Genomic DNA, 20,188 nt, shown 5'->3' on the forward strand with positions numbered 1-20,188 from the left:
CTTGCTGCGCGGGCGGCGCGGCGTCACCACGTGGCCCCTGGTTCAGACACCTTGTATTTGTTTGGCTCGTCGATCACCAGCCTGTAGCCCATGGCCGCCACCATGCGCGCGATCTGGTCAAAGGCCGTCACTTCGGGCGCAGCCTCAATGCGTGCGATACGCTTTTGCGTCACCCCAATTCTTTCGCCCAATTGCGCCTGCGTGAGACCGCTTGCTTGACGCATGGACCGCAGAATGGTGCGTAGCTGCTGGGGTGTGTCTACTGAGTACATGGAAATACGCCTTTAAGGTAGTTATTAAAATTTACTCCTTAAAAGTAGTTAAGTCAAATTACTCCTTAAAAGTAGTCAAATTTTGACCTTTATCTGTCATCCCCGACTTGATCGGGGATCCATGGTGGTGAACTCCAATCGGTGGATCGTGCTGCATGGATCCCGGGTCAAGCCCGGAATGACAGTCGGGGCCGGGGATGACAGCTTTCTCAACCCGCCTTGCGAATCGTCCCCTGCGCCGCGGCACACAGAGTGCGCTCTCGCCCGCGCACTATGAAAACATCACACCGGCACACCGCCTGCGTTTTGCCGCTGCCCACTACCGTGGCCACGGCCACCAGGCGCTCTGCATCTTTGGCGGGTCGCAAGTAGTTGATCTTGTATTCCGCCGTAACCGAATCCCCCAGCACCGAGCCACCAGCAAAGGTGAGGGCGTTATCGGCCAGGTAAGACAGCACACCGCCGTGCACAAAGCCGTGTTGCTGCAGCAGCGCGGGCGCCACAGGTACCGACAGCTCCGCATGCCCCGGTTCAAACGCGTCCAGTCGCGCGTTCAGCATGACGCTGAAAGGCTGCAGGGCCAGAATCTGTTGCCCTTGCGCGAGCATGTCAGTGGCTGGGTTAGTGGGCATGGGAATCTCCAGTAGTGTCGGGGCGGGTGCCCGCGTGCTCGGCCGCTGCATTGGCAAACAGCGCCGCATTGGGTTTGATCATCGGCCTGTAAACATGGCGCAACAGCCAGCCCGGCATCCATTGCGCGCGCTCTTCAAGCGCCACCCTGCCACGCGGGTGATTCATGAAGGCAAAGGTCGACTGGACGCTTTTGGGCTCGGCCTGCCAGCATTCAATGTGGCTCAGGTGTTTGACCGACTTATAGCCGTAGTGCGCGGGAGCCACCAAGCGCAGTGGTGCACCGTGGCCCAGCGTCAGTGGCAGGCCATCCAGCGTGTCGGCCAGCAACACATCATTGGCCAGCAGGTCAGCAAGCAGCATGCGGGATTGGTAACCATCCTGCCCCCTCAGCACAACCCAGCGCACGCCAATGGCGGGGTCCACCCGGGGTGCAATGTGCAAGCCGTAAAAGTCAGAGAACCTCACTCCACCCCAGTGAAGCGCACGGTGGCTCCAGGTGGTGACGCAATGAAAGTCGCTGACCTGCTCAACCCTTTCCAGTCCTTCCAGTGCAGAAGAAATAGTCACGGACTCCAGCGCATCGCCCGAGAGCGTCAGCACGCGCGCCTTCTCGTCGCGCGGAAAGCGCCGTGCATAGGGCGCCAGGCCAAAGCGTGGAAAATCTGACCGCGCTTTTTGGCCAGGCGGAAGGGGGGGTGCCTCAGAGTGTGGATGGGTCATAGCTTGCCTTGTAAGACGCCGGAATATCAACAGGAAAAAACGCACCGGCCAGCGACAGCACAATAAGTAGTGAGATAACGGCGCCTACTGCGCAGGGCACAACAACCATCAAAGCCCTTGCCAACCGCGGGCGGCCCTCTGACTGCCAGTAAGCGGCGCAACCCAGGTGCGTGAAGAGTGCCAGTACAGCCAGGAAGTAGTAGGGCGCAAAGAAAAATTGAAACGGCGCCACGTGAAAGCCGGCAGCTGCGAAATAGAAGTTGGTGTTTAGGCCAAGCGCAGCGCGTCCGAACAAAACCGCACCTACGTGAACGGCCAGAAAGAATGAAAGGTAGGCGCCCGATGCGGCTTGTAGCCAGGCAATGCCGCCGTGCCGCTGCTTCCAGCCGCGGATGACAAACACCAACCCGCTGATGATCTGAAATCCAACGCAGGCCAGTAGCACCCATTCAACCGCGCGGTTCCGGTAGACCACGCGGGCTGTTTCCATGAAAGCAATGTGGGCTGAAGCACCCCCCAAACCCGCCAGGTGATTTGCAATGTGCAGACAGGCAAAGGCGGTAATTACCATCGCTGAAAGCGCGTGAAGTCTGCGTAGCGTCATGGGGCATCTCCTGCAACGGCCATCCAGGCCCCATGTTCCAGCGCGGCGCGCACCTTGAGCGGCACCGCGGGTTTGTCCTGCGCTACCCAATGCTGGGTGAGTGATAGCGATGGTGAAAACACCAGCGCCATCCAGACCGCAAAGGGCATGGCCCGCATCTCGCCGGCCTCTACCTGCTGGCCTACCCACACGGCCAGCGCCCCATAGGCATCGGCATTGGCGGCGCCACGCTCTCCACTTTCTGTCATGCCATCGTTACGCCGCAGCTTGTGCAGCAGGCGCGCTTGCTCCGGGTGTTGCAGTACCCACTGGATATAGGCGCGGACCAGGCCCTTCACCCCGGCCTCTGCTGTGGCGGCATTGGTTATGGGCGTCAGCAGAGTGGCATGAAAGTCGCGCAGGGTATGGGCATACAGCGCATCGGCCAGCAGCGCCTTGGTTGGAAAGTGGTGGTACAGGCTGCCGTTGCTAACACCTGCCTCCACGCGCACCATGTCCATAGAGGCGGCGGTCAAACCGTGCTCTAAAAACACCTTGGTGGCGGCGTCCAGCAGTTTTGATCGGGTCGAGGTTGCGTCCATGTATAGAGTATCACTCCAGAGTAATGCTCTAGTCAAGCGCTATCTGGAGACCCCATCGGAGCCAGCGACAGTCAGGCTTGCAGGGTGCGCCTGAACAGATCAAACAGCCGCTCCCAATGCCGCTCGGCAGCTGCCTGGTTGTAAATGCCTTCGCGCGTGGGGAAAACAAAACCGTGCTCGGTACCCGGGTACCACTCAATGCGATGCGGCGTGCCGCCCGCTACCAGTGCCTGTTGCAGCGTTTGCACAATCTCGGGCGGGGCCCACCGGTCGATTTCGGCGCAGGCAAAGTAGCTTTCGCATTTGATCCTGGGCGCCATCAGGTGGGGTGAATCTTCGCGGTCTGTCATCAGGTTGGCACCGTGAATGCTGGCTATGCAGTTGATGCGTTCTGGCAGGGAAGCTGCGGCCGCCATCACAAACGGCCCGCTCATGCAGTAGCCCACAGCACCCACGCGGCTGGCATCGGCTTGCGGCTGGCTATCAATAAATGCCAGCATGGCCTCTGTGTCGCGCACCAGCATGGCATTGGTGAGCGAGGTCATGTGTTCATACATGGTGGCCATCTGCGTCTCTGTTGGCTCCGTCAGCCAAAAGTCACGCGTGCGGCGGTAATACAAATTGGGCAACACCACGTAGTACCCCACTGCCGCAATGCGCCGCGCCATGTCATGCAGTTCTTCCCGCTTGCCGGGCGCATCCATATAAAACAGCACCACCGGGTGTGGACCGCCTTCTTCGGGGTGCACCACAAAACTGTTCATCGCGCCATCAGCGCCGGGGATATCCAGGTGTTTCTCAATCATGCGTACACCTCAAATAAAGTGAACCAGCAGCCCAGAAACATAAAGCATCGTCGCCAGCAAAATCCCGCGAAACGGCGTGCTGAACCAGTAGATCTTGCCCAACACCAAATAGCCCAGCAGCGCAACCAAGCCCAAGGCCAGCAAAAACACAGACTCAAACAAGAAGGCCGGGTAGGCCAGCGCCAGGTAGCCCCACACCGCGCCAAACAAAATGGCGCCGTAAGAGTGGCTGGCGTTAAAACCAATCCACGCGCGCCACATGGTGGTCTGGCGGGTAATCACGGGCGACACTGTCATCATCCTGGCCTTCAGCTCGGCATCTCGCGGGTCAAACTTGGGGCCGTAGAAGGTGAATATCAGATGCATCACGCCCAGAAAGAGGATGACGGCCGCGCTGGCGGCAATGAGTAGGGCGGGTGTGTTCATGCCGCCATTCTGCCGTTTCTCATCCCCAATACCTGTCACGCGGGAAAGCTGCGCGCAAATTGGCGACAATGCTTTGCAGAAAGAGAGACCACCATGCCTTTGCAATTTGCCGACCGCCTGAACAACGTAGAAACATCCGCCATCCGTGAGCTGTTCAAGCTCTTAGGCAAGCCCGGCATCATCAGTTTTGCAGGCGGTTTCCCCGACAGCGCCATGTTTGATGTCGAAGGCATCAAAGAAGCCGCCAACAAGGCCCTGACTGAAGAAGCAGGCGGCGCGCTGCAATACGGCGCCACAGAAGGCTACAACCCCCTGCGCGAACAACTCGCTGCTTTCATGGGCACCAAAGGTGTAGATGTGGCGCCCGATGGCTTGATCGTCACCACCGGCAGCCAGCAGGCGCTTGATTTGCTCGGCAAAACCATGATCAGCCCCGGCGACAAGGTCATTGTGGAAGGCCCCACCTTTCTGGCCACCATACAGTGCTTTCGCCTCTACGGCGCAGAACTCATCAGCGCCCCCATCGACGCCAACGGCGTCAAAACGGACGAGCTGGAAAAACTCATCGCCCAGCACAAACCCAAGTTTGTGTACCTCATCCCCACCTTCGGCAACCCCAGCGGCGCACTGCTGAGCCTGGAGCGCCGCAAGAAAGTGCTGGAGCTGGCAGTTAAGTACCAGACACTGGTAGTGGAGGACGACCCATATGGCGACTTGTACTTCGACGCCGCGCCGCCCCCCAGCATCCTCAGCCTGAGCAAAGACGTGCCCCGCAGCCGCGAGCTGATAGCCCACTGCGGCAGCATGAGCAAAGTGTTAAGCCCCGGCCTGCGCGTGGGCTGGATGATTGGCCCGGCAGAGCTGCTGGCCAACGCCACGATGTGCAAACAGTTCAGCGACGCGCACACCAGCACCTTCGCCCAGGCAACCGCAGCGCGATACCTCAAGGCAGGCCGCATGCCCGCCACCCTGGCCAATGTGCGCAAAGTCTACGGCGAGCGCGCCTTGGCCATGGGCGCAGCCCTCAAGCGTGAGCTGGGTGACGCGGTGGAGTTCACACAACCGCAGGGCGGCTTGTTCTTTTGGGCGCGGTTAACCGGAGCGGGCGGCAAGACCAAAGACGCGGCTAAGTTTGCTAAGAAGGCGATTGAACAGGGCGTGGCGTTTGTGCCTGGGGCGCCGTTTTATGCGGGCAATCCCGATGCGTCGACTTTCCGGCTTAGTTTTGCTACTGCGGATGTCGCCAAAATCGAGCAAGGCATTGGTCGTCTGAAGCTGGCACTGTAGTTGCATGTAGCCTTGGTAGAAAGGCACACACATGACTTCTCGGCTTTATTCATTTATAGGCGGCAATACTGGCCAATGGCGCGTCATCAGTGCGCGGGTGATGGCCGGTGACCCTGTCGCACAGCCGGCAAGGCTCAATGTTGTGCCCGACCTGGTGGCTGAAACCGACTCAGCGTCAGACTGGGTGCTCAGGGGCATCACCAGCAACGAGCGCTATGTGGAGCGCAGCGAGAAAGATCAACTGCTGGCCAAACAGCAGGGCCTGGGCCGACCGGAGGCCACTTGCGCTGCACTCATTCCGATACGAAAAAGTGCGGCCTGGTGGACGCTAACGCAGGACGAGAGACGCGCTATTTTTGAAGAGCAGTCTCACCACACCCGGATTGGCCTGCAATACCTTCCCGCCGTAGCCAGAAGGCTACATCACTGCCGGGACCTGTCGGACAGTGAACCCTTTGACTTTTTGACGTGGTTCGAGTTTGCTCCTGAGCATAAGTACAGCTTCACCAACATGCTGACTGAGCTGCGCGCTTCGCCGGAGTGGACGTATATCGAGCGGGAGGTCGATATTCGACTGGTTCGTGATTGAGGGGTTCGTCGGGGGAAGTGACGCCATGAAATAAAAAAGCCTGTTTCCGTCTCGGGAGTAGGTCGCTCAGCCCGCAGAGTGCTCGTCCTTTCCAACCGTCTCGCCGCCCGTGTCCGGCGTATCCGTGGTCTGAATGTGTGGCTTCTTGCCGGGCTGGACGGCATGTTCTGCACCGGGAGCTATTTCTTCACCGCCATGTTTCTTTTCCTGCTGGACTTTTTTGTCGTGCGCAATGTTGCGCGGGTCGGTCATGAGGGTCCTATGGTGTTGTGGAAATGCAGGGGCTGAGTGAATCTGTTCTTCCACAGTGCGCGACGGAGGAGCCGGGCGATACGGCTCCAATGCCTGAGCTTGTGTGGGAGGGGTCCCGACTCGCTACTCTGAGTCGCGTTCCGTCCCACAGGCCAGCACTTTGCTGTGCCGCCCCCTCTATTTAGATGAGGGCGATGTGTAACAAAAGGTCTACTATCTGTCCTTAATATTTATAGCCCCCTAGTTACCCAAACAAAAAGAAGCATTTATGACGACCAAAAAATATCAAATTTTTGTCAGCTCCACGTACGAAGACCTGAAGGCAGAGCGGGACCAGGTAATTAAAGCGATTCTAGAAATGGGACACATACCGGTAGGCATGGAAATGTTTAGCGCAGCCGATGAAGAACAATGGCAGATTATCAAAAATCAGATTGACCTTATTGACTATTACGTTCTTGTAATTGCTCACCAATATGGATCGGTAACTCCAGAGGGAGTGAGTTACACGGAGAAGGAGTATCACTACGCACAATCCAAAGGAATTCCTGTGCTTGGGTTCATCGTGGATTCGTCAGCATTGTGGCCGGGAGATAAAGTTGAAAAAGACGCAAAGAAAAAGAAAGCGTTGGACCAATTTAAAACAAAAGTTAAGGGCAGGCTTATTCAGTTTTGGAAAAACTCAGATGATTTGCACGCGAAGGTATCAATTTCATTGATTAAATCGATTGTTGCAAATCCTCGCGTCGGTTGGGTTAGAGCCGATGAGGTTGCCGATCCCGCAGTGACACGCGAACTCACGCGACTCAGTGGGGAAAACGCAGTACTTCGGCAAAAGTACGAGAGTCTTCTGACGAAAAGTAACGAGTCAGAAAACGAAGTCTTACATGTCTTCAACGTGCTGACGAAAAATGAGATCGAATTTAGGGTTAGAAAAACACCTAAATGGGATGAGGCCGAGACCAAAGCGTGCACTTTGATGGACGTGTTCAATTGGTGTGCGCCCAACTTAATTTCTGAAAATTCCAACCTTGGTATTTCGCAAAACATCGCGTTGGGGGCAATGGGCACAGGCTATTTTCATAACCATCCTGTCGGTACCAACATAGTTTCCGGTTTCATTGCTGATTTTTCGGCATTAGATTTAATTCAGCCGTCCAAGAAAAACCATTCCGTCAAGGATAAGGAAAAGTATTGGACGTTAACATTGCTCGGAAAACAAGTTATGAGAGAGTCGCGCCGACTTGCTTTAGAGGCAGGTGTGGTACCTAGCACACCTCCTGTCGCCGAAGGAACAATCTCCAAAGACGATCAACCTGACTAGGTAGACCAAGCGCCAACCCCTTCAAGCGCCACTACTCCCATCGCCCCCTTTCCTGGAGCAGGCAAGCAGTGCTTAAGCCCCGCCTCAGTAATCACTGGTCAATTTCAGCTTCCACCGGTTGCCCCAACAACACCGGCCACTTACATAACACTCGTTCACGGGAATCGCGGCGGGAATGCCTTCCTGTAGCAAGGCTGCTGTAGCGCACAACCAGCTTGGCCCGGCGCTGCAGCAGCCAGAGATACAACACCGGCAGCAGGGGCAGGGCAAGCATAAGCCAGAGGAAGTGGGGCGAGAGAAAAAACATGGCCTTATCTTGCCCCGGAAGCGCCCGGCAGGCAATCGCTCCAGGCCAAAGCCCGGCCGTACCAACTGGAAAAGCCGGCAATTTACCCTGCGGACTTGTCGTCCTTTGCAGAAGATTCGTCATCGGCCGTAGTGGGGTCCTCACGCGACTCCATGGCTGGCTTTTTGCCAGGCTGCACGGCGTGCTCTGCGCCCGGAGCGATCTCTTCGCCGCGGTGTTTCTTTTCTTGCTGAACCTTTTTGTCGTGGGCGATGTTGCGTGGGTCTGTCATGGTGTTCCTGAGTTGATTTGAAGGCGCGGCCTTTTAAGGCCCCGTGACTCCACAGTGCGCGCTCTACGCGCCCATAGCCACCATCGCATCACCCGAGCTCCTGTGGGAGAGATCCCACGCTCTATCCCTGCCTGACTTGGGTACACCGGCCACATACTCGGATAAGACTACTTTGATAGCCTGTGGGCATGAAAGCCCTTATTCCTTTGCTCGCGTCTGTTCTGGGTGCTGCTTTCCTGGCTTCATCCGCTTTCGCCGCAGACGCCTGGTCCGAATCGACCCAGCCGGGCGCGATTGTTTTGTTCCGTCATGCCACGGCTCCCGGCGTCGGTGACCCGGCCGAGTTCAAGCTGAATGTTTGCGCCACGCAGCGCAACCTGGATGACAAGGGCAGGGCAGAGGCGCGCAAGCTGGGGGAGCAGTTCCGCAGCCGCAAGATTGCAGTGGGCGCGGTGCTGACATCTCAGTGGTGCCGCACGCGTGAGACGGCCCGCCTGGCTTTGGTGACGGGGTGAAGGACGAGCCTGCTTTCAATTCATCTTTTCGCGCGTCGTCTGAAACCAGTGATTCGCAGACCGCGCAGGCCAGGGCCATCCTGTCGCGCTGGCGTGGCCCGGGTACCCTGGTGGTGGTGACGCACCAGGTCAACATCTCGGCGTTAACCGGTGTGAGCCCAGCCTCGGCCGAAGGTGTTGTGCTGCGGCCTGCGGCTGATGGCCGCCTCAAGGTGGTCGGTACGGTGGCGCCTTAACCAGATCAATCTCTGTAGGCAACTAAACCGTCCGAATCCAAGAAAACTCACCCTACTTGCCATGCGAGGTGCTCGGGACAAAGCGCCTCCAGAAAAGCCCGTGCATCAAATGCCTCGCCGGCAGTGAAAACACCGGGTGTCTTGACTTTGCCGCTCACCACACGTTCCATCGCCTCCACGACCAGAGGCGCGGTAAACGCATAGATGTCCCGCCCGCTGGCCAAGGCTCGGCGCTCTTCGCTTCCCCGGCGCAACACCACCTCCACCACAAATGTCTGCGCCGACCGGCCGCTGTCGTCGCTGGCTGTTGGCGCCGGCTGGTTCGGGGCGGTCAGGTCTTTGACGGCTGCGGTTGTCATATAAGAGCGAATCTCGGGCGTCTTGAGGTGACGGGAGATGGTTACGGTGTCTGCCATGGTGAATTCACTGATCACGGGCTGCTTTCCCACCGGAGCGGGAAAAGTCCATTCAGCCGGTGGCGCTGCGCCTGTGGCGTAGTTCAGCTTGCCGTTGCCAAACACAAGCCGCCGTCCATCGCGGCGCTGCCTGGAGACCTGGCCTGCCAGCAAGGTGCCGGCAGTGGGTAGCCAGCTGTCCAGCCCATAGGCGATGGAAATTTCATCGGCCTCTGCCCAGTCGCCCATGGCTGCTGTTGCCAGCAGATCACCCAGCCCGCCGTAAAAGGCCATGGCGGGCACAACCACAATGCCGCCCTCGCGTGCGCGGTGGGAAAATTGCGCAATGGTGTCGAGGTTGGCCTCAATCTCTGCCGCCACGTCCAGGTAGGGGATGCGTGCGCGCAAAGCGGCCTCAATCACCGGTGCGGCGGTGCTGGCAAAAGGGCCAGCGCAATTGATCACTGCCACTGCACCCTTAAGCGCGTTGTCTAGCGCGGCGGGGTTGTCACTGGCTGCTACCCGCTGCGCAAGCTCGGGGTGTTGTGCCCCGAAGGCGCTTAGTTTTTCTGCGTCGCGCCCGCACAAGATGGGCGTCCAGCTGCGCCGCAGCAGCTCTGCCACCACAAAGCGCCCGGTGTGCCCATAAGCGCCGTAAACCGCCACAGCCTGGTTTGATGTCATCACGATTCCTTTAACAAGAGCCTCTGCCGCAAAACGCTACAGATCTGTACTCTTTGAATAAGTGTACAGTACAGATCTGTAGCGCGTCAAGAAAGTTTGAAATGACAAAAAAATCAGTAGTCGATGTTGCGGTTGAAGAGCGTGGCGCACTCAGCGTGCGAGAGCGCGTTTTGGAAACGGCGGCGACGCTTTTCTATCAAGAAGGCGTCAGAGCCGTAGGGGTCGATCTGGTGGTTGAGCGCTCAGGCGTGGCCAAGACCAGCCTGTACCGGCACTTTGCGACTAAAGACGATCTGGTGGTTGCCTTTCTGGAGCGTGAAGATGCCGAATACTGGCGCGACTGGGAAACTGTCGCCGCAAAAGCGAAGGGCGATGCAAGGGCGGAGCTTGAAGCGCATTTCCGCTGGATAGCCAATCACATCGCGGGGCCAACTTACCGTGGTTGCGCGTTTTTGAATGTGGCGACGGAGTTTCCAGCGCCCGACCATCCCGCCCGGGCGGTGGCTGCCAGAAACAAGATAGAGTTGCAGCGCCGTTTAAGCGCATTGGTAAAGGCGATGGCCATACGAAAGCCGGATCAGCTGGCCGATCAGCTTGTGCTGCTGATCGACGGGGCTTATGTCAACGGCCAGCTACTCGGCAAAAAGGGGCCGGTGCACTCGCTGGTGGCGGCAGGGTTGGCGCTGATCGCCGCTGCGCAAGAGCGCTGAGCGCCTCGCCGGGGGAGTTTCACGGTCGGTGAGTTACTCCTGCCTCTTGCACACCATCAGCAGCGCCGCGCCGTCTGGCGTGCTGATCTCGCCCACCGCTTCAAAGCCTGCCTTTTCATAACAACGGATGGCGCGAGCGTTTTGCGGGGCGGGGTCGGTCTGGATGTGGGTAACGGCGGGGTCAGCCAACAGCTTCGCAACAAAGGCTTTCACCATGGCTGTGCCCAAGCCTTGATTCAGATGGGTTGGGTCTGCAATCGACTGGTCGATGCCGCGCACGCCGGGGTCGGTTTCATCCTCCCACCAGCCATCGCCTGAGCCCATGGCCACGTAAGACTGGATGTAGCCAAAGGGCTGGCCGTCCAACAGGGCGATATGGGGTTGCACTTCGGTCGTGTCGGCAATCAACGGGCCGTACTCCGCCTCAATGTCCTCCAGCGTGCCGGGGTCACCCCACCATTCTGTCCAGTGCGGCTGCTGCGTCCACGCGTGCAGCATGGGTAGATCGCTGATTTGTAGTGGGCGGAAGGAGATGTGTTGCGTCTTCATGTTTTTTTCTTCGCTGAGTTTTGCGGATAGATCGTCTCTCCGCGCGCCAGCATGCTCACAAACTGCCCAACGCGCCTTACCCGTGTCTCAGGCTTTTTGGCGGTCTGCAGGCGAAACAGCACCGCATAACGGTTCTGCGCACTGACGGTTGCGAAGAAGTCAGACGCGCCTGGCTGCGCGTCCAGCGCAGCTTGCAGATCGGGCGGAATCTGTGCCTTGCTTGCAGGGTCATACGCCGCGTCCCAACGGCCGTCATTCCGGGCCCGTTCAATTTCTGCCAGACCCGAGGGCTGCATGAAGCCGGTTTGTATATAGCCAAGTGCCTTGTCACGATTGACTTTGGACCAGATGCTGCGCTTGCCGCGAGGGCCCCAGCGCTGAAGGTAGTAATGCTCGTTGTCACCTTTTCTCTGGCTGTCGATCCAGCCGAAACACAGGGCGACTTCGAGCGCTTCGGCGTAGGTCACGGTGGACACTGGTGCGCTTTTCTTGGCGTGCCGAAGCCATACACCCCTGGACTCCGCGTGGTGCTGGACCAGCCACTGGGCCCACTCGGCCTGCAGGCCGAGTTGCAGCGTTTCTTCAGCCTGCTCCTTCATTCTTTGGACCAGACCGCCAGCTCGTAACCATCGGCATCCTTGAAGTGAAAGCGGCGCCCGCCCGGGAAAGAAAAGATGTCGGTGCTGATGTTGCCTCCGGCTGCAATGACGCTTTCACGCGCGGCTTCCAGGTGGTCGGCCAGCAGCACGACCAGCGGCCCGCCTGCGGGGGAAGGCGCCAACTGGGTGGTAAAGCCGCCTTTCATGGCGCCGTCAGAAAACTCTGTGTAGTCGGGGCCGTAGTCGGTAAAAGTCCATCCAAAGGCTTTGCCGTAGAAGGCTTTGGACTTGCTGATGTCAGCGACGTTGAATTCAAGGTAATTGATGCGGCAGTTTTCTGGTGTGGTGGACATTGATCACTCCTGTCTGTCGGAAGCCGCCATTGTGCCCAAGGTGGTGCGGGTGCGTGCCGGGCAAGTTGCTGTTGGTCACCGTGTTCTTGTTGCTACTTAATTAATAGCAGACTATTGCCGTCAACAAAGGGCTAGGTCGGGATTTTGTTCTTAAGCATCGGTGCAAGACTCCTTAGTGGCTTTTGAAGTGACCGCTCTTGGCTGTCATCCTCGACTCGATCGGGGATCCATGCAGCGTGGGCCACAAGTCGTAGTTCGCAGACATGGATCCCGGATCAGGTCCGGGATGACAGGCGGGGAACTGCCGATCGCGATGGGTATTCGTCAGCCTGCGATGTAGTGCCCTGACTTACCGCTGGCGTTGCGTGCATGTCCCCACCGCCACGCGCCGCAAGGGATCTCTTGGCCGTCATCCCCGACTCGATCGGGGATCCATGCAGCGTGCGCCACCAGTCGTAGATCGCAGACATAGATCCCGGATCAGGTCCGGGATGACAGGCGGGGAACTGCCTGATCGATGGGGTATTTGCCAGCCTGCGATGAAGTGCCCTGACTTACCGCTGGCGTTACGTGCATGTCCCCGCCTCCACGCGCCGCAAGGGATTCTTTGGCCGTCATCCCGGACTCGATCCGGGATCCATGCACCATGAACCACCAGCAGTAGTACGCCGCCATGGATCCCCGATCGAGTCGGGGATGACAACAAGTCAAGTCCGGGATGACGAGCGGGGAGCGATAAAAAAGCTGCGCGCTACTTGCCAGCCTGCGATACCAGCGCAGGCTTTTCCCGATAAACCTCCGGCATCATGGTCTTGAGGTTGGCGATTTTGGGCAGGTCAAAGCGGGCAATGTAGGGCTGGCGCGGGTTGAGGGTCGCGTAGTCCTGGTGATAAGCCTCGGCGGGATAGAAGGCCAGTGGCGCTGCCAATGGCGTGAGCTGGGTGACTATCTTTTGTGGAAAGGCTTTTGCGGCGTCCAGTCGGGCGATGTATTTTTCTGCCACCTGCTTCTGGTTGGCATCCGTGTAAAAAATGGCCGAGCGGTATTGCGTGCCACTGTCCGGGCCCTGGCGGTTGAGCTGCGTAGGGTCATGCGCAACCGAGAAGTAAATCTGCAACAGCTTGCCGTATGACACCTGCTTGGGGTCATAGGTGATCTGCACCGCTTCTGCGTGGCCGGTGCGGCCAGTGCCGATGCTGGAATAGGTGGCGGTGGCTTTGTCCCCGCCGGCGTAGCCGGACACGGCATTGAGAACACCCTTGGTGTGCTGAAAGACGGCCTGTACGCCCCAGAAGCAGCCGCCTGCAAACACGGCAGTCTCGCGCGCGGCCGATGCGGGGGTGTCGATTGCGGGTGGCGGCAGCTTGACGGCTTTTTCTGATGCCAAGCTGCTGCCCATACCCAGGTACAACCAGGCGCCAACGGCCAGCAGGCCGGCGAACACGAAGATGGAAGCGTTGCGCATGATCATGCCGCCTTGAAAGTCAGCGACACACCGTTCATGCAGTAGCGCAGGCCAGTGGGTTTGGGGCCGTCGTCAAATACATGGCCCAGATGCCCGCCGCAGCGGCGGCACAGCACTTCCACGCGCTTCATGAACAGTGTGGTGTCGGTCTCCTCAACCACGGCTTTATCCATCGCCTGCCAAAAGCTGGGCCATCCTGTGCCGCTTTCAAACTTGGTGGTGGATGAAAAGAGGGGCAGGGCGCAGCCTGCGCAGCTGTAGACGCCAGCGCGTTTTTCCTTGTTCAGCGGGCTGGTGTAGGGCGTCTCGGTACCGGCCTTGCGCAGTACGCGGTACTGGTCTGGTGAAAGGGCGGCTTTCCACTCGGCGTCGGTTCGGGTCAGTTCATAGCTGCGTGCCGCGTGTGCCGGCGCGGTGAACATGCTGCGCAAACCGGCGATGGATGCGCTGGCGGCACCCAGACCCAGGAGGATATTTCTGCGGCTCTTCATGGTTTTCTTTCTTTGCAGCCAGGACTGGCTTGCTGTTGGTCGTGCGGATGCGCCGCTTCTTACAACGGAATCGTCAGTAGTGCGGCTACTTTCCGAGTCAACTGAGGGGGAGAAAGTTCATCAGTCGGCCCTGGTAGGCGGCGCAATTGCGGCATTCAACAGACTGTGACTATCGGCACAGACCTACGCCCCTGCCATTTTTTGCGCCGTAGATTGACTGTTTATTACCAACCAACGGAGTTATTCATGGGCAACGACATTCTGGGACAGGTTTTGGGCAGCGTTTTGGGTCGCGGGGGCCAAGCGGGCTCCATGGGCGGGGGCGGCCTTGGTAGCGTGTTGGGCGGCATGATGGGCCGGGGGCAGGGCGGTGCGATGGGCATGGGGCGTAGTGGCAGGGGTTCTGCACTCGGTGGCCAGGGCGGAGCCTTGATTGCCATGTTGCTGCCGCTGGCCATGCAATGGGTGCAACGCAATGGCGGCCTGGGCGGGGTGCTGGAGCGCTTCAAGCAGAAGGGTTACAGCCAGCAAGCGGCGTCTTGGGTGTCTACCGGCGCCAACGACGATCTGCCAGCTCACGCCATTTACGATGTTGTCGGCCATGAAGAGCTGTCACGCCTGTCGCAGCAACTGGGCGTGGATAGCGAAGAGGTCTCGCAAGGCATGGCGCAGATCATGCCGGAAATGGTCAACCAGCTGACACCCGATGGCAATGTGCCCGATGACTCTGATGTTGTGCTGGGCCGGGGCATTACCTCGCTGGAGCAAATGCTGATGGACGCGGACCGGGTTCGCTGAACGGCGCCATCACCGCCGCGTGCGGACAAAAACGCGGGGAGGGTGTGGTCAGCGAAAATGAGGTTTTTCCTCAGCAAAGTTGCCATGCCACTGCCCGCACCCCAAGCCCGTACCCATCTCCACACACGCGCCGTTGTCTACCGCGGTTATCAGCGGGAGGATGGGCTTTGGGACATCGAGGCCGAGATGTCCGACACCAAGACCTATGCGCTGGAACGCTCTGAGCGCGGTGCCATGCCGCCGGGCACGCCCATTCATGGCATGGCAATCCGGGCTACGCTGGACGACTCACTGACCATTCGGGAAATTGTCAGCGCAAGTGACGATGCGCCGTTTGCCGAATGCCAGCAGGGCACCGACCCAATGCAGCAGATGGTGGGTGCCACCATGGGCCCCGGATGGCGGCAGGCGATTGAGAAAGCTTTGGGTGGCACCCGTGGTTGCACACACCTGCGTGAGCTGCTTTTCAACATGGCCACGGCGGCTTACCAGACGATTCCTGTGTACCGCGCGCACACGCGTCGGCAAGCTGGCTTGCCCGACTTTGAGGGCGACGCGCCGCCCTATCATCTGGGCAAATGTATTGCCTGGCATTTTGACGGGGCGGTGGTGCAGCGCCACTATCCACAGTTTGCGGGCTGGCAGCCGCTGAAGCGAAAGGTTTGAGAGTAATGCCGCAAGAAAATGCAACGCTCACGGTTCGTCGCCTCCAGTCGGTCACAGACGCTCAACTGCAGGGGCTGGCCGGGTTGCTGGTTGATTGCGTGGAAGGCGGCGCGTCCGTCAGCTTTATGCAGCCCTTGTCAGTGGACCATGCGCTGGCCTTCTGGCGCTGCGTTGCAGACGGTGTGGATGGCGGCGAGCGTGCCCTGTTTGTCGCTGAAGACGCGGAAGGCATTGTTGGCACGGTGCAGCTGATACTGGCCCAGCCCGACAACCAGCCGCATCGGGCCGATGTGGCCAAGATGCTGGTGCACCGCAGGGCGCGGCGCCAGGGCCTGGGTGCTGCCCTGATGCGCGCAGCAGAGCAAACCGCCAAGGCGTGCGGCAAGACGCTTCTGGTGCTGGACACCGCCAGCGGCGAAGCTGAGCGACTGTATGAGCGATCGGGTTGGCAGCGGGTGGGGGTGATTCCGGGCTATGCGTTATTGCCCGCTGGCGAGCCTTGCGACACGACATATTTCTACAAGGCGTTGGAGGTTTGAAGCTCAAGGCCCGGCAAATCCCTGTCTGTCATCCCGGGCTCGATCCGGGATCCATGCCGCATGTACTGCCGAAGGTTGCTACTCAAATGGTAGCAAACTATGGCCGCCAATAAAGGGCAAACGGCCGATTTTGTTCTATAAAACCTCGTTGAACATGTAAAACATGTTGTCTTTGGCCTTGTGCCAGAGTCCGCGCTTGCTCCAGGCTTCCAGCTCAATCTCCTGGCACAAGGGGGCGTACTTTTCAAACACCGCGTCCAGCTGCTGCGCAATACCGGCGTCCTTGATGCCGATAGTGATTTCGTCGTTGGTGTCAAAAGACCGGTCGTCAAAGTTGCTGGAGCCGATGGCGCTCCACACACCGTCCACGGTCATCACCTTTTGGTGCAGCAGCGTATGCGGGTACTCAAACAAACGCACACCGCAGCGCAGCAGTTTCTCAAAGTTGCGGTGTCCGGCGTGCTGCACCATGGGGTTGTCTGAGCCGCTGGTGGCCGGCATCATCACGCGTACATCCACGCCGCGCTTGACGGCCGCACCCATGGCGTCAATCGCCTCGGGCTCGGGGATGAAGTAGGGGTTTTGAATCCAGATCCGCTTGCGGGCCAGGCACAACACAGTGTGGTGCAGGATTTTCACCGCCGGGGCAGAGCCCTCCGGCTTGGCGTATGCGGCATGAATCAGGATGTCGCCAGCGGGTTCCAGCTCGGGAAAAACATCGTCTCCCACAAACAGCTCGCCGGTTTGCCCGCCCCAATTCTCGCTGAAGGCCGCTTGAATGCTGTGCACGATAGGCCCGCGAAGATGCACGCTCAAATCGGCGTAGTGATCTTTGTCCTGCGCATCGCCCAGCCAGTTGTCCACGATGCAGTGGCCGCCAACAAAGGCTTCCCGTCCGTCCATCACGGCAAGTTTGCGGTGATCTCGCTCATTCAGCACGCCGATGTTGCGAAACTTCTTTTCGTGGAAGAAAACAAGTTTGCAACCGGCGTCTTTCATCTGCTGCCGGGTTTCCTTGCCAACGCCTTTAGATCCGGTGGCGTCCAGCAACACGCGCACCTGCAATCCGGCACGGGCGCGTTCGCACAGGGCGTCGGCCAGTCGCTTGCCCAGCACGCCGTCTTTCCAGAGAAAGGTTTCAAAGTGGACAGACTTTTGCGCGGCGGCAACACGCGCTATCAGCACATCAAAAAACGCTCCGTTTTCATGCACCTCGACAGAGTTGCCGGGTACTGCGGTGCTCAGCGTCAGGCCTGCAAGTGAGGGAATGAGTTCATCAATGGGAGAGTCGGACTCAATTTTGAGCTTGGGGCTGAAGTGGCGCTTGATGGACCAGATGATGATGATCAACAACGCAACGACGCCAATAAAGACCAGCAGAGGGATATAGGAAAGGCCGTCCATTAAGGCGTCTGTCATTGGGCGTTAGCTCCCTGTTGGTCGTCGAAAAAAGTGCGGCACGGACGCCGAAAAGGGCGCCCGGCAAATGGGCGGTGTCAGGCGGATTCGGGAATCTGCATGTTGTCAAGCCGGCGCCCCGTTGGCCAGCTCAGAACGGCTTGCCGCCCTGTTGGCTCGGCGCTCTGGAGGTTGGGCATGGGGCGCTGTGTTGGGCGGCAATCCGTGTCCGAGCTGGAGATTTCTTCTTCCAGCCAGGCCGCGCGTTGCTTGTACATCTCGGCCAGCGCGGCGTGGTGGTCGGCTGCCACCTGGTGCTCAATGCGCGCCAGGTTAGCTTGCTGAAGGTACTCCCGTGCTTTGCGGACATGAGCATCGGCGCGGGACTGGAAAATATCGAATCGCATCTGAATCTCCTCAAGGGTCCGACAGAAACCGGGTGGTGTGTTGAATGAAGTTTTATTGAACCAGAACCTTGCGCGCAGACACCATGCGCCGTTTTGCCGTGATGAGCGGAATTTCATCCCGTATCGATGTAAGACATTTCCCGTGGCGCCAGCGCATGCGGAGCACCGGGATCGAAAGCTCTGGTTTTGATCAGGTGCTATAAAAAGAATAGCTGATAGCGCCCGTAGTTAAAGGGGCGGGGCCCTATTCCTTGTGTAAAGATCCCTGAGTGGTCATTCAGACAACCTGACCGATCAACTTTTTGCGCGCCGTCCTACAGTGGTGTTCATGACGCAGCCCTAGGCTCATCGCTCATGAATACGCCCGCGCCCCAATCCCGTTTCAGGCAGTTTGTTGCCACCATTCCCGGGCGCCTGCGCCATCCAACTTTTCGCGGCATTGCCTGGGGACTGGCTACCTTGCCGGTACTGGCATTGCTTTATGTTCTGGCGCTGATTCCCTTTACTCCCAGCATTGCCGACCTGCGCAAGGTAAAAGCCGCCAAGCCCTCGGTCATCCTGTCTGCAGACGGGCAGGAGCTGGCAACTTTTCAACGCGCCAATCGGGACTGGGTCAAGCTCGGTGAGATTTCCCCCAACGTGCTTGCAGCGCTGATTGCCACCGAAGACCACCGCTTTTATGCTCATCGCGGCATGGACGTCAAACGCACCGGTTCTGCGATCCTGAACACCTTCAAGGGCAATGTGCAGGGCGGATCGACCATCACACAACAGTTGGCGCGTAACCTGTACCCGGAAGAAGTAGGCCGCGCCCGCACGCTGACACGCAAGATCAAGGAAGCCATCACGGCGCTGAAAATCGAAGCGGTTTATTCCAAGGATGAAATCCTTGAGACATATCTGAACACGGTTCCTTTTTTGTACAACGCCTACGGCATCGAGATGGCGGCCCGTACTTATTTTGACAGTTCTGCCGATGCGCTGAATGTGCTGCAAAGCGCCACACTCATCGGCATGCTCAAGGGCACCAGTTATTACAACCCGGTGCTCAACCCCGAGCGGGCCCTGCAGCGTCGCAACATCGTGTTGAGCCAGATGGTCAGGCATCAAAAGTTGCCCGCCGCCGACCTGGCTGATCTGAAGAAGATGCCGCTTCAGGTTGACTTTGAACGTCAGGACGCGGAGTTGGGCCCCGCGCCGCACTTTACCCAGCAACTGCGCCGCTGGGTAATTGAGTGGGCAGACCGAAATGAATACAACATCTATGCAGACGGTCTGGTGGTGCGCACCACGATCGACTCGCGCTTGCAGACCATGGCCAATGAAGCGGTCACGCGGCAGGCAGACAAGCTGCAAACCATAGCCAACGCCGATGCGCGTCTTGCACTGGGGTGGAAGCAGGCGAACGCGAAGGCAGGAGCCAAACCTGGCCCCGCCAGAGAACTTGTGCTGACCTTTGTCCGAGACACCGCCCAGTACAAGGCTGCCACTGCTGCGGGCCAGACCGATGAGCAAGCCGTGGCGCAGCTGCTGGCGGACTCTGCCTTCATGCAGGCCCTGCACGAGGAGAAGACGCGATTGCAAGCCGGCTTTCTGGCGCTGAACCCGGGAAACGGGCATGTGTTGGCATGGGTGGGCAGCCGGGACTTCAAGCAGGACCAGTTCGATCATGTGGCGCAGGCCCGCCGGCAACCGGGCTCAACCTTCAAGCCCTTTGTTTACGGCGCGGCTTTTGAAAATGGCTCACGTCCCAGCGACGGGTTTTTCGACCAGGCGGTTGAAATCCCGATGGGTGACGGTACTTTTTGGCGACCCAGCGATGGCGGCGGCCCGAGTGGCGCCCCGATGACGCTGCGCGAGGGACTGATGTATTCCAAAAACACCATCACCGCGCAGGCCATGCATGTTGTAGGCCCGGCAAAAGTGGCAAGGCTTGCCAACCTGATGGGCGTGCGGCAAAGCAAGATGGATGAGGTCTTGTCGCTGGCGCTAGGCACCAGCCCGGTGACCCTGAAAGAAATGGTGGCCAGTTACGGCTCTCTGGCCAATGATGGCCGGTACGTCGAGCCGATGGTGGTCACGTCTGTGGAAAACCGGGACGGCGTGGTCCTGGAAGCGTTTGAACCCAAGGTGGCAGAAACGGCCATGTCCACGTCTTCAGCCCAGCTCCTTCTGGATGTGCTGCGCGGCGCGGTTGACCAGGGTACGGGCGCCGGAATTCGCACCCGCTTTGGCATCAAGGCTGATGTGGCGGGAAAAACCGGCACCACGCAGGACAACACCGACGGGTGGTTCATCCTGATGCATCCGC

The 20,188-nt window shown here is 58.9% G+C and carries 28 protein-coding genes; 10 read left to right on the top strand and 18 right to left on the bottom strand.

Annotated elements, in window-relative coordinates:
* Positions 1 to 23: 23 nt before the first annotated feature.
* The 7 genes from VE934_RS00660 to VE934_RS00690 all read right to left on the bottom strand — a co-directional run bounded on the left by VE934_RS00660 (position 24) and on the right by VE934_RS00690 (position 4,042).
* Positions 24 to 272 (bottom strand): helix-turn-helix transcriptional regulator, encoded by a 249-nt coding sequence (locus VE934_RS00660; RefSeq protein ID WP_324883278.1) that lies wholly within the window; start codon positions 270 to 272, stop codon positions 24 to 26.
* A gap of 209 nt (positions 273 to 481) precedes the next feature.
* On the bottom strand, positions 482 to 904 hold the full coding sequence (locus tag VE934_RS00665; RefSeq protein WP_324883280.1) for a PaaI family thioesterase: 423 nt from the start codon (positions 902 to 904) through the stop codon (positions 482 to 484).
* Positions 894 to 1,625: a molybdopterin-dependent oxidoreductase gene (locus VE934_RS00670; RefSeq protein WP_324883282.1), complete on the bottom strand. Its 732-nt coding sequence runs from the start codon at positions 1,623 to 1,625 to the stop codon at positions 894 to 896. The genes VE934_RS00665 and VE934_RS00670 overlap by 11 nt, the downstream gene beginning before the upstream one ends.
* The gene (locus VE934_RS00675; RefSeq protein WP_324883284.1) at positions 1,606 to 2,229 is read right to left on the bottom strand and encodes a hypothetical protein; all 624 of its coding nucleotides are present in this window, start codon (positions 2,227 to 2,229) and stop codon (positions 1,606 to 1,608) included. The genes VE934_RS00670 and VE934_RS00675 overlap by 20 nt, the downstream gene beginning before the upstream one ends.
* Positions 2,226 to 2,810: a TetR/AcrR family transcriptional regulator gene (locus VE934_RS00680; RefSeq protein ID WP_324883286.1), complete on the bottom strand. Its 585-nt coding sequence runs from the start codon at positions 2,808 to 2,810 to the stop codon at positions 2,226 to 2,228. The genes VE934_RS00675 and VE934_RS00680 overlap by 4 nt, the downstream gene beginning before the upstream one ends.
* Before the next feature lie 71 nt (positions 2,811 to 2,881).
* Positions 2,882 to 3,616, bottom strand: coding sequence for a dienelactone hydrolase family protein (locus tag VE934_RS00685; RefSeq protein WP_324883287.1), 735 nt, complete (start codon positions 3,614 to 3,616; stop codon positions 2,882 to 2,884).
* A 9-nt stretch (positions 3,617 to 3,625) separates the two neighbouring features.
* On the bottom strand, positions 3,626 to 4,042 hold the full coding sequence (locus tag VE934_RS00690; protein ID WP_324883288.1) for an LIC_13387 family protein: 417 nt from the start codon (positions 4,040 to 4,042) through the stop codon (positions 3,626 to 3,628).
* A gap of 99 nt (positions 4,043 to 4,141) precedes the next feature.
* Between VE934_RS00690 and VE934_RS00695 the strand changes: the two genes are divergently transcribed.
* Both VE934_RS00695 and VE934_RS00700 read left to right on the top strand, forming a co-directional pair.
* Complete coding sequence (locus tag VE934_RS00695; RefSeq protein ID WP_324883343.1) at positions 4,142 to 5,329, top strand: PLP-dependent aminotransferase family protein; 1,188 nt, start codon at positions 4,142 to 4,144, stop codon at positions 5,327 to 5,329.
* Positions 5,330 to 5,360: 31 nt separating this feature from the next.
* Positions 5,361 to 5,918, top strand: a complete 558-nt coding sequence (locus VE934_RS00700) for a chlorite dismutase family protein (protein ID WP_324883290.1) — start codon at positions 5,361 to 5,363, stop codon at positions 5,916 to 5,918.
* A gap of 66 nt (positions 5,919 to 5,984) precedes the next feature.
* Here VE934_RS00700 and VE934_RS00705 read toward each other — a convergent pair whose 3' ends face one another.
* Positions 5,985 to 6,170, bottom strand: coding sequence for a hypothetical protein (locus VE934_RS00705; RefSeq protein ID WP_324883292.1), 186 nt, complete (start codon positions 6,168 to 6,170; stop codon positions 5,985 to 5,987).
* A gap of 268 nt (positions 6,171 to 6,438) precedes the next feature.
* Between VE934_RS00705 and VE934_RS00710 the strand changes: the two genes are divergently transcribed.
* Complete coding sequence (locus VE934_RS00710; protein WP_324883294.1) at positions 6,439 to 7,494, top strand: DUF4062 domain-containing protein; 1,056 nt, start codon at positions 6,439 to 6,441, stop codon at positions 7,492 to 7,494.
* Positions 7,495 to 7,585: 91 nt separating this feature from the next.
* On the opposite strand, the gene VE934_RS00715 is transcribed toward VE934_RS00710, so the two are convergent.
* Positions 7,586 to 7,801, bottom strand: a complete 216-nt coding sequence (locus tag VE934_RS00715; protein WP_324883297.1) for a BatA domain-containing protein — start codon at positions 7,799 to 7,801, stop codon at positions 7,586 to 7,588.
* Between the two features lie 82 nt (positions 7,802 to 7,883).
* Complete coding sequence (locus tag VE934_RS00720; RefSeq protein WP_324883299.1) at positions 7,884 to 8,072, bottom strand: hypothetical protein; 189 nt, start codon at positions 8,070 to 8,072, stop codon at positions 7,884 to 7,886.
* 188 nt (positions 8,073 to 8,260) lie between these two features.
* Here VE934_RS00720 and VE934_RS00725 point away from each other — a divergent pair, with 188 nt between their 5' ends.
* Both VE934_RS00725 and VE934_RS00730 read left to right on the top strand, forming a co-directional pair.
* Positions 8,261 to 8,587, top strand: coding sequence for a histidine phosphatase family protein (locus VE934_RS00725; RefSeq protein WP_324883301.1), 327 nt, complete (start codon positions 8,261 to 8,263; stop codon positions 8,585 to 8,587).
* A complete protein-coding gene (locus tag VE934_RS00730) occupies positions 8,584 to 8,823 on the top strand; it encodes a hypothetical protein (protein WP_324883303.1) in 240 nt (79 codons plus the stop codon). The genes VE934_RS00725 and VE934_RS00730 overlap by 4 nt, the downstream gene beginning before the upstream one ends.
* A 47-nt stretch (positions 8,824 to 8,870) precedes the next feature.
* Here VE934_RS00730 and VE934_RS00735 read toward each other — a convergent pair whose 3' ends face one another.
* Positions 8,871 to 9,902, bottom strand: coding sequence for a saccharopine dehydrogenase family protein (locus VE934_RS00735; protein WP_324883304.1), 1,032 nt, complete (start codon positions 9,900 to 9,902; stop codon positions 8,871 to 8,873).
* Between the two features lie 101 nt (positions 9,903 to 10,003).
* On the opposite strand from VE934_RS00735, the gene VE934_RS00740 reads away from it, so the two are divergent.
* The gene (locus VE934_RS00740; protein WP_324883306.1) at positions 10,004 to 10,612 is read left to right on the top strand and encodes a TetR/AcrR family transcriptional regulator; all 609 of its coding nucleotides are present in this window, start codon (positions 10,004 to 10,006) and stop codon (positions 10,610 to 10,612) included.
* Positions 10,613 to 10,645: 33 nt separating this feature from the next.
* Here VE934_RS00740 and VE934_RS00745 read toward each other — a convergent pair whose 3' ends face one another.
* The 5 genes from VE934_RS00745 to msrB form a co-directional block, all read right to left on the bottom strand.
* A complete protein-coding gene (locus VE934_RS00745; protein ID WP_324883308.1) occupies positions 10,646 to 11,161 on the bottom strand; it encodes a GNAT family N-acetyltransferase in 516 nt (171 codons plus the stop codon).
* A complete protein-coding gene (locus VE934_RS00750; protein WP_324883310.1) occupies positions 11,158 to 11,760 on the bottom strand; it encodes a YdeI/OmpD-associated family protein in 603 nt (200 codons plus the stop codon). Before VE934_RS00750 ends, VE934_RS00745 begins: the two co-directional genes overlap by 4 nt.
* Complete coding sequence (locus VE934_RS00755) at positions 11,757 to 12,113, bottom strand: VOC family protein (protein WP_324883312.1); 357 nt, start codon at positions 12,111 to 12,113, stop codon at positions 11,757 to 11,759. The genes VE934_RS00750 and VE934_RS00755 overlap by 4 nt, the downstream gene beginning before the upstream one ends.
* Positions 12,114 to 12,864: 751 nt before the next feature.
* Complete coding sequence (gene msrA / locus VE934_RS00760) at positions 12,865 to 13,578, bottom strand: peptide-methionine (S)-S-oxide reductase MsrA (protein ID WP_324883314.1); 714 nt, start codon at positions 13,576 to 13,578, stop codon at positions 12,865 to 12,867.
* Between the two features lie 2 nt (positions 13,579 to 13,580).
* Positions 13,581 to 14,069 carry a peptide-methionine (R)-S-oxide reductase MsrB gene (msrB, locus tag VE934_RS00765; protein ID WP_324883316.1) on the bottom strand — a complete coding sequence of 163 codons (489 nt, stop codon included), beginning with the start codon at positions 14,067 to 14,069 and terminating at the stop codon, positions 13,581 to 13,583.
* A 246-nt stretch (positions 14,070 to 14,315) separates the two neighbouring features.
* Here msrB and VE934_RS00770 point away from each other — a divergent pair, with 246 nt between their 5' ends.
* From VE934_RS00770 to VE934_RS00780, 3 genes are all read left to right on the top strand, one after another.
* On the top strand, positions 14,316 to 14,867 hold the full coding sequence (locus tag VE934_RS00770; RefSeq protein WP_324883318.1) for a YidB family protein: 552 nt from the start codon (positions 14,316 to 14,318) through the stop codon (positions 14,865 to 14,867).
* Between the two features lie 84 nt (positions 14,868 to 14,951).
* Positions 14,952 to 15,533 (top strand): DUF2889 domain-containing protein, encoded by a 582-nt coding sequence (locus VE934_RS00775; RefSeq protein WP_324883320.1) that lies wholly within the window; start codon positions 14,952 to 14,954, stop codon positions 15,531 to 15,533.
* A gap of 5 nt (positions 15,534 to 15,538) precedes the next feature.
* Positions 15,539 to 16,072 (top strand): GNAT family N-acetyltransferase, encoded by a 534-nt coding sequence (locus VE934_RS00780; protein WP_324883322.1) that lies wholly within the window; start codon positions 15,539 to 15,541, stop codon positions 16,070 to 16,072.
* A gap of 135 nt (positions 16,073 to 16,207) precedes the next feature.
* Here VE934_RS00780 and VE934_RS00785 read toward each other — a convergent pair whose 3' ends face one another.
* Positions 16,208 to 17,491: a phospholipase D-like domain-containing protein gene (locus tag VE934_RS00785; protein WP_324883324.1), complete on the bottom strand. Its 1,284-nt coding sequence runs from the start codon at positions 17,489 to 17,491 to the stop codon at positions 16,208 to 16,210.
* 77 nt (positions 17,492 to 17,568) lie between these two features.
* A complete protein-coding gene (locus VE934_RS00790) occupies positions 17,569 to 17,877 on the bottom strand; it encodes a hypothetical protein (RefSeq protein WP_324883327.1) in 309 nt (102 codons plus the stop codon).
* A gap of 354 nt (positions 17,878 to 18,231) precedes the next feature.
* On the opposite strand from VE934_RS00790, the gene VE934_RS00795 reads away from it, so the two are divergent.
* On the top strand, positions 18,232 to 20,188 hold a 1,957-nt coding region (locus VE934_RS00795), incomplete at its 3' end, for a penicillin-binding protein 1A (RefSeq protein WP_324883329.1).

The sequence above is a fragment of the Polaromonas sp. genome (genome assembly GCF_035638815.1).
GTDB lineage: Bacteria > Pseudomonadota > Gammaproteobacteria > Burkholderiales > Burkholderiaceae_C > Polaromonas.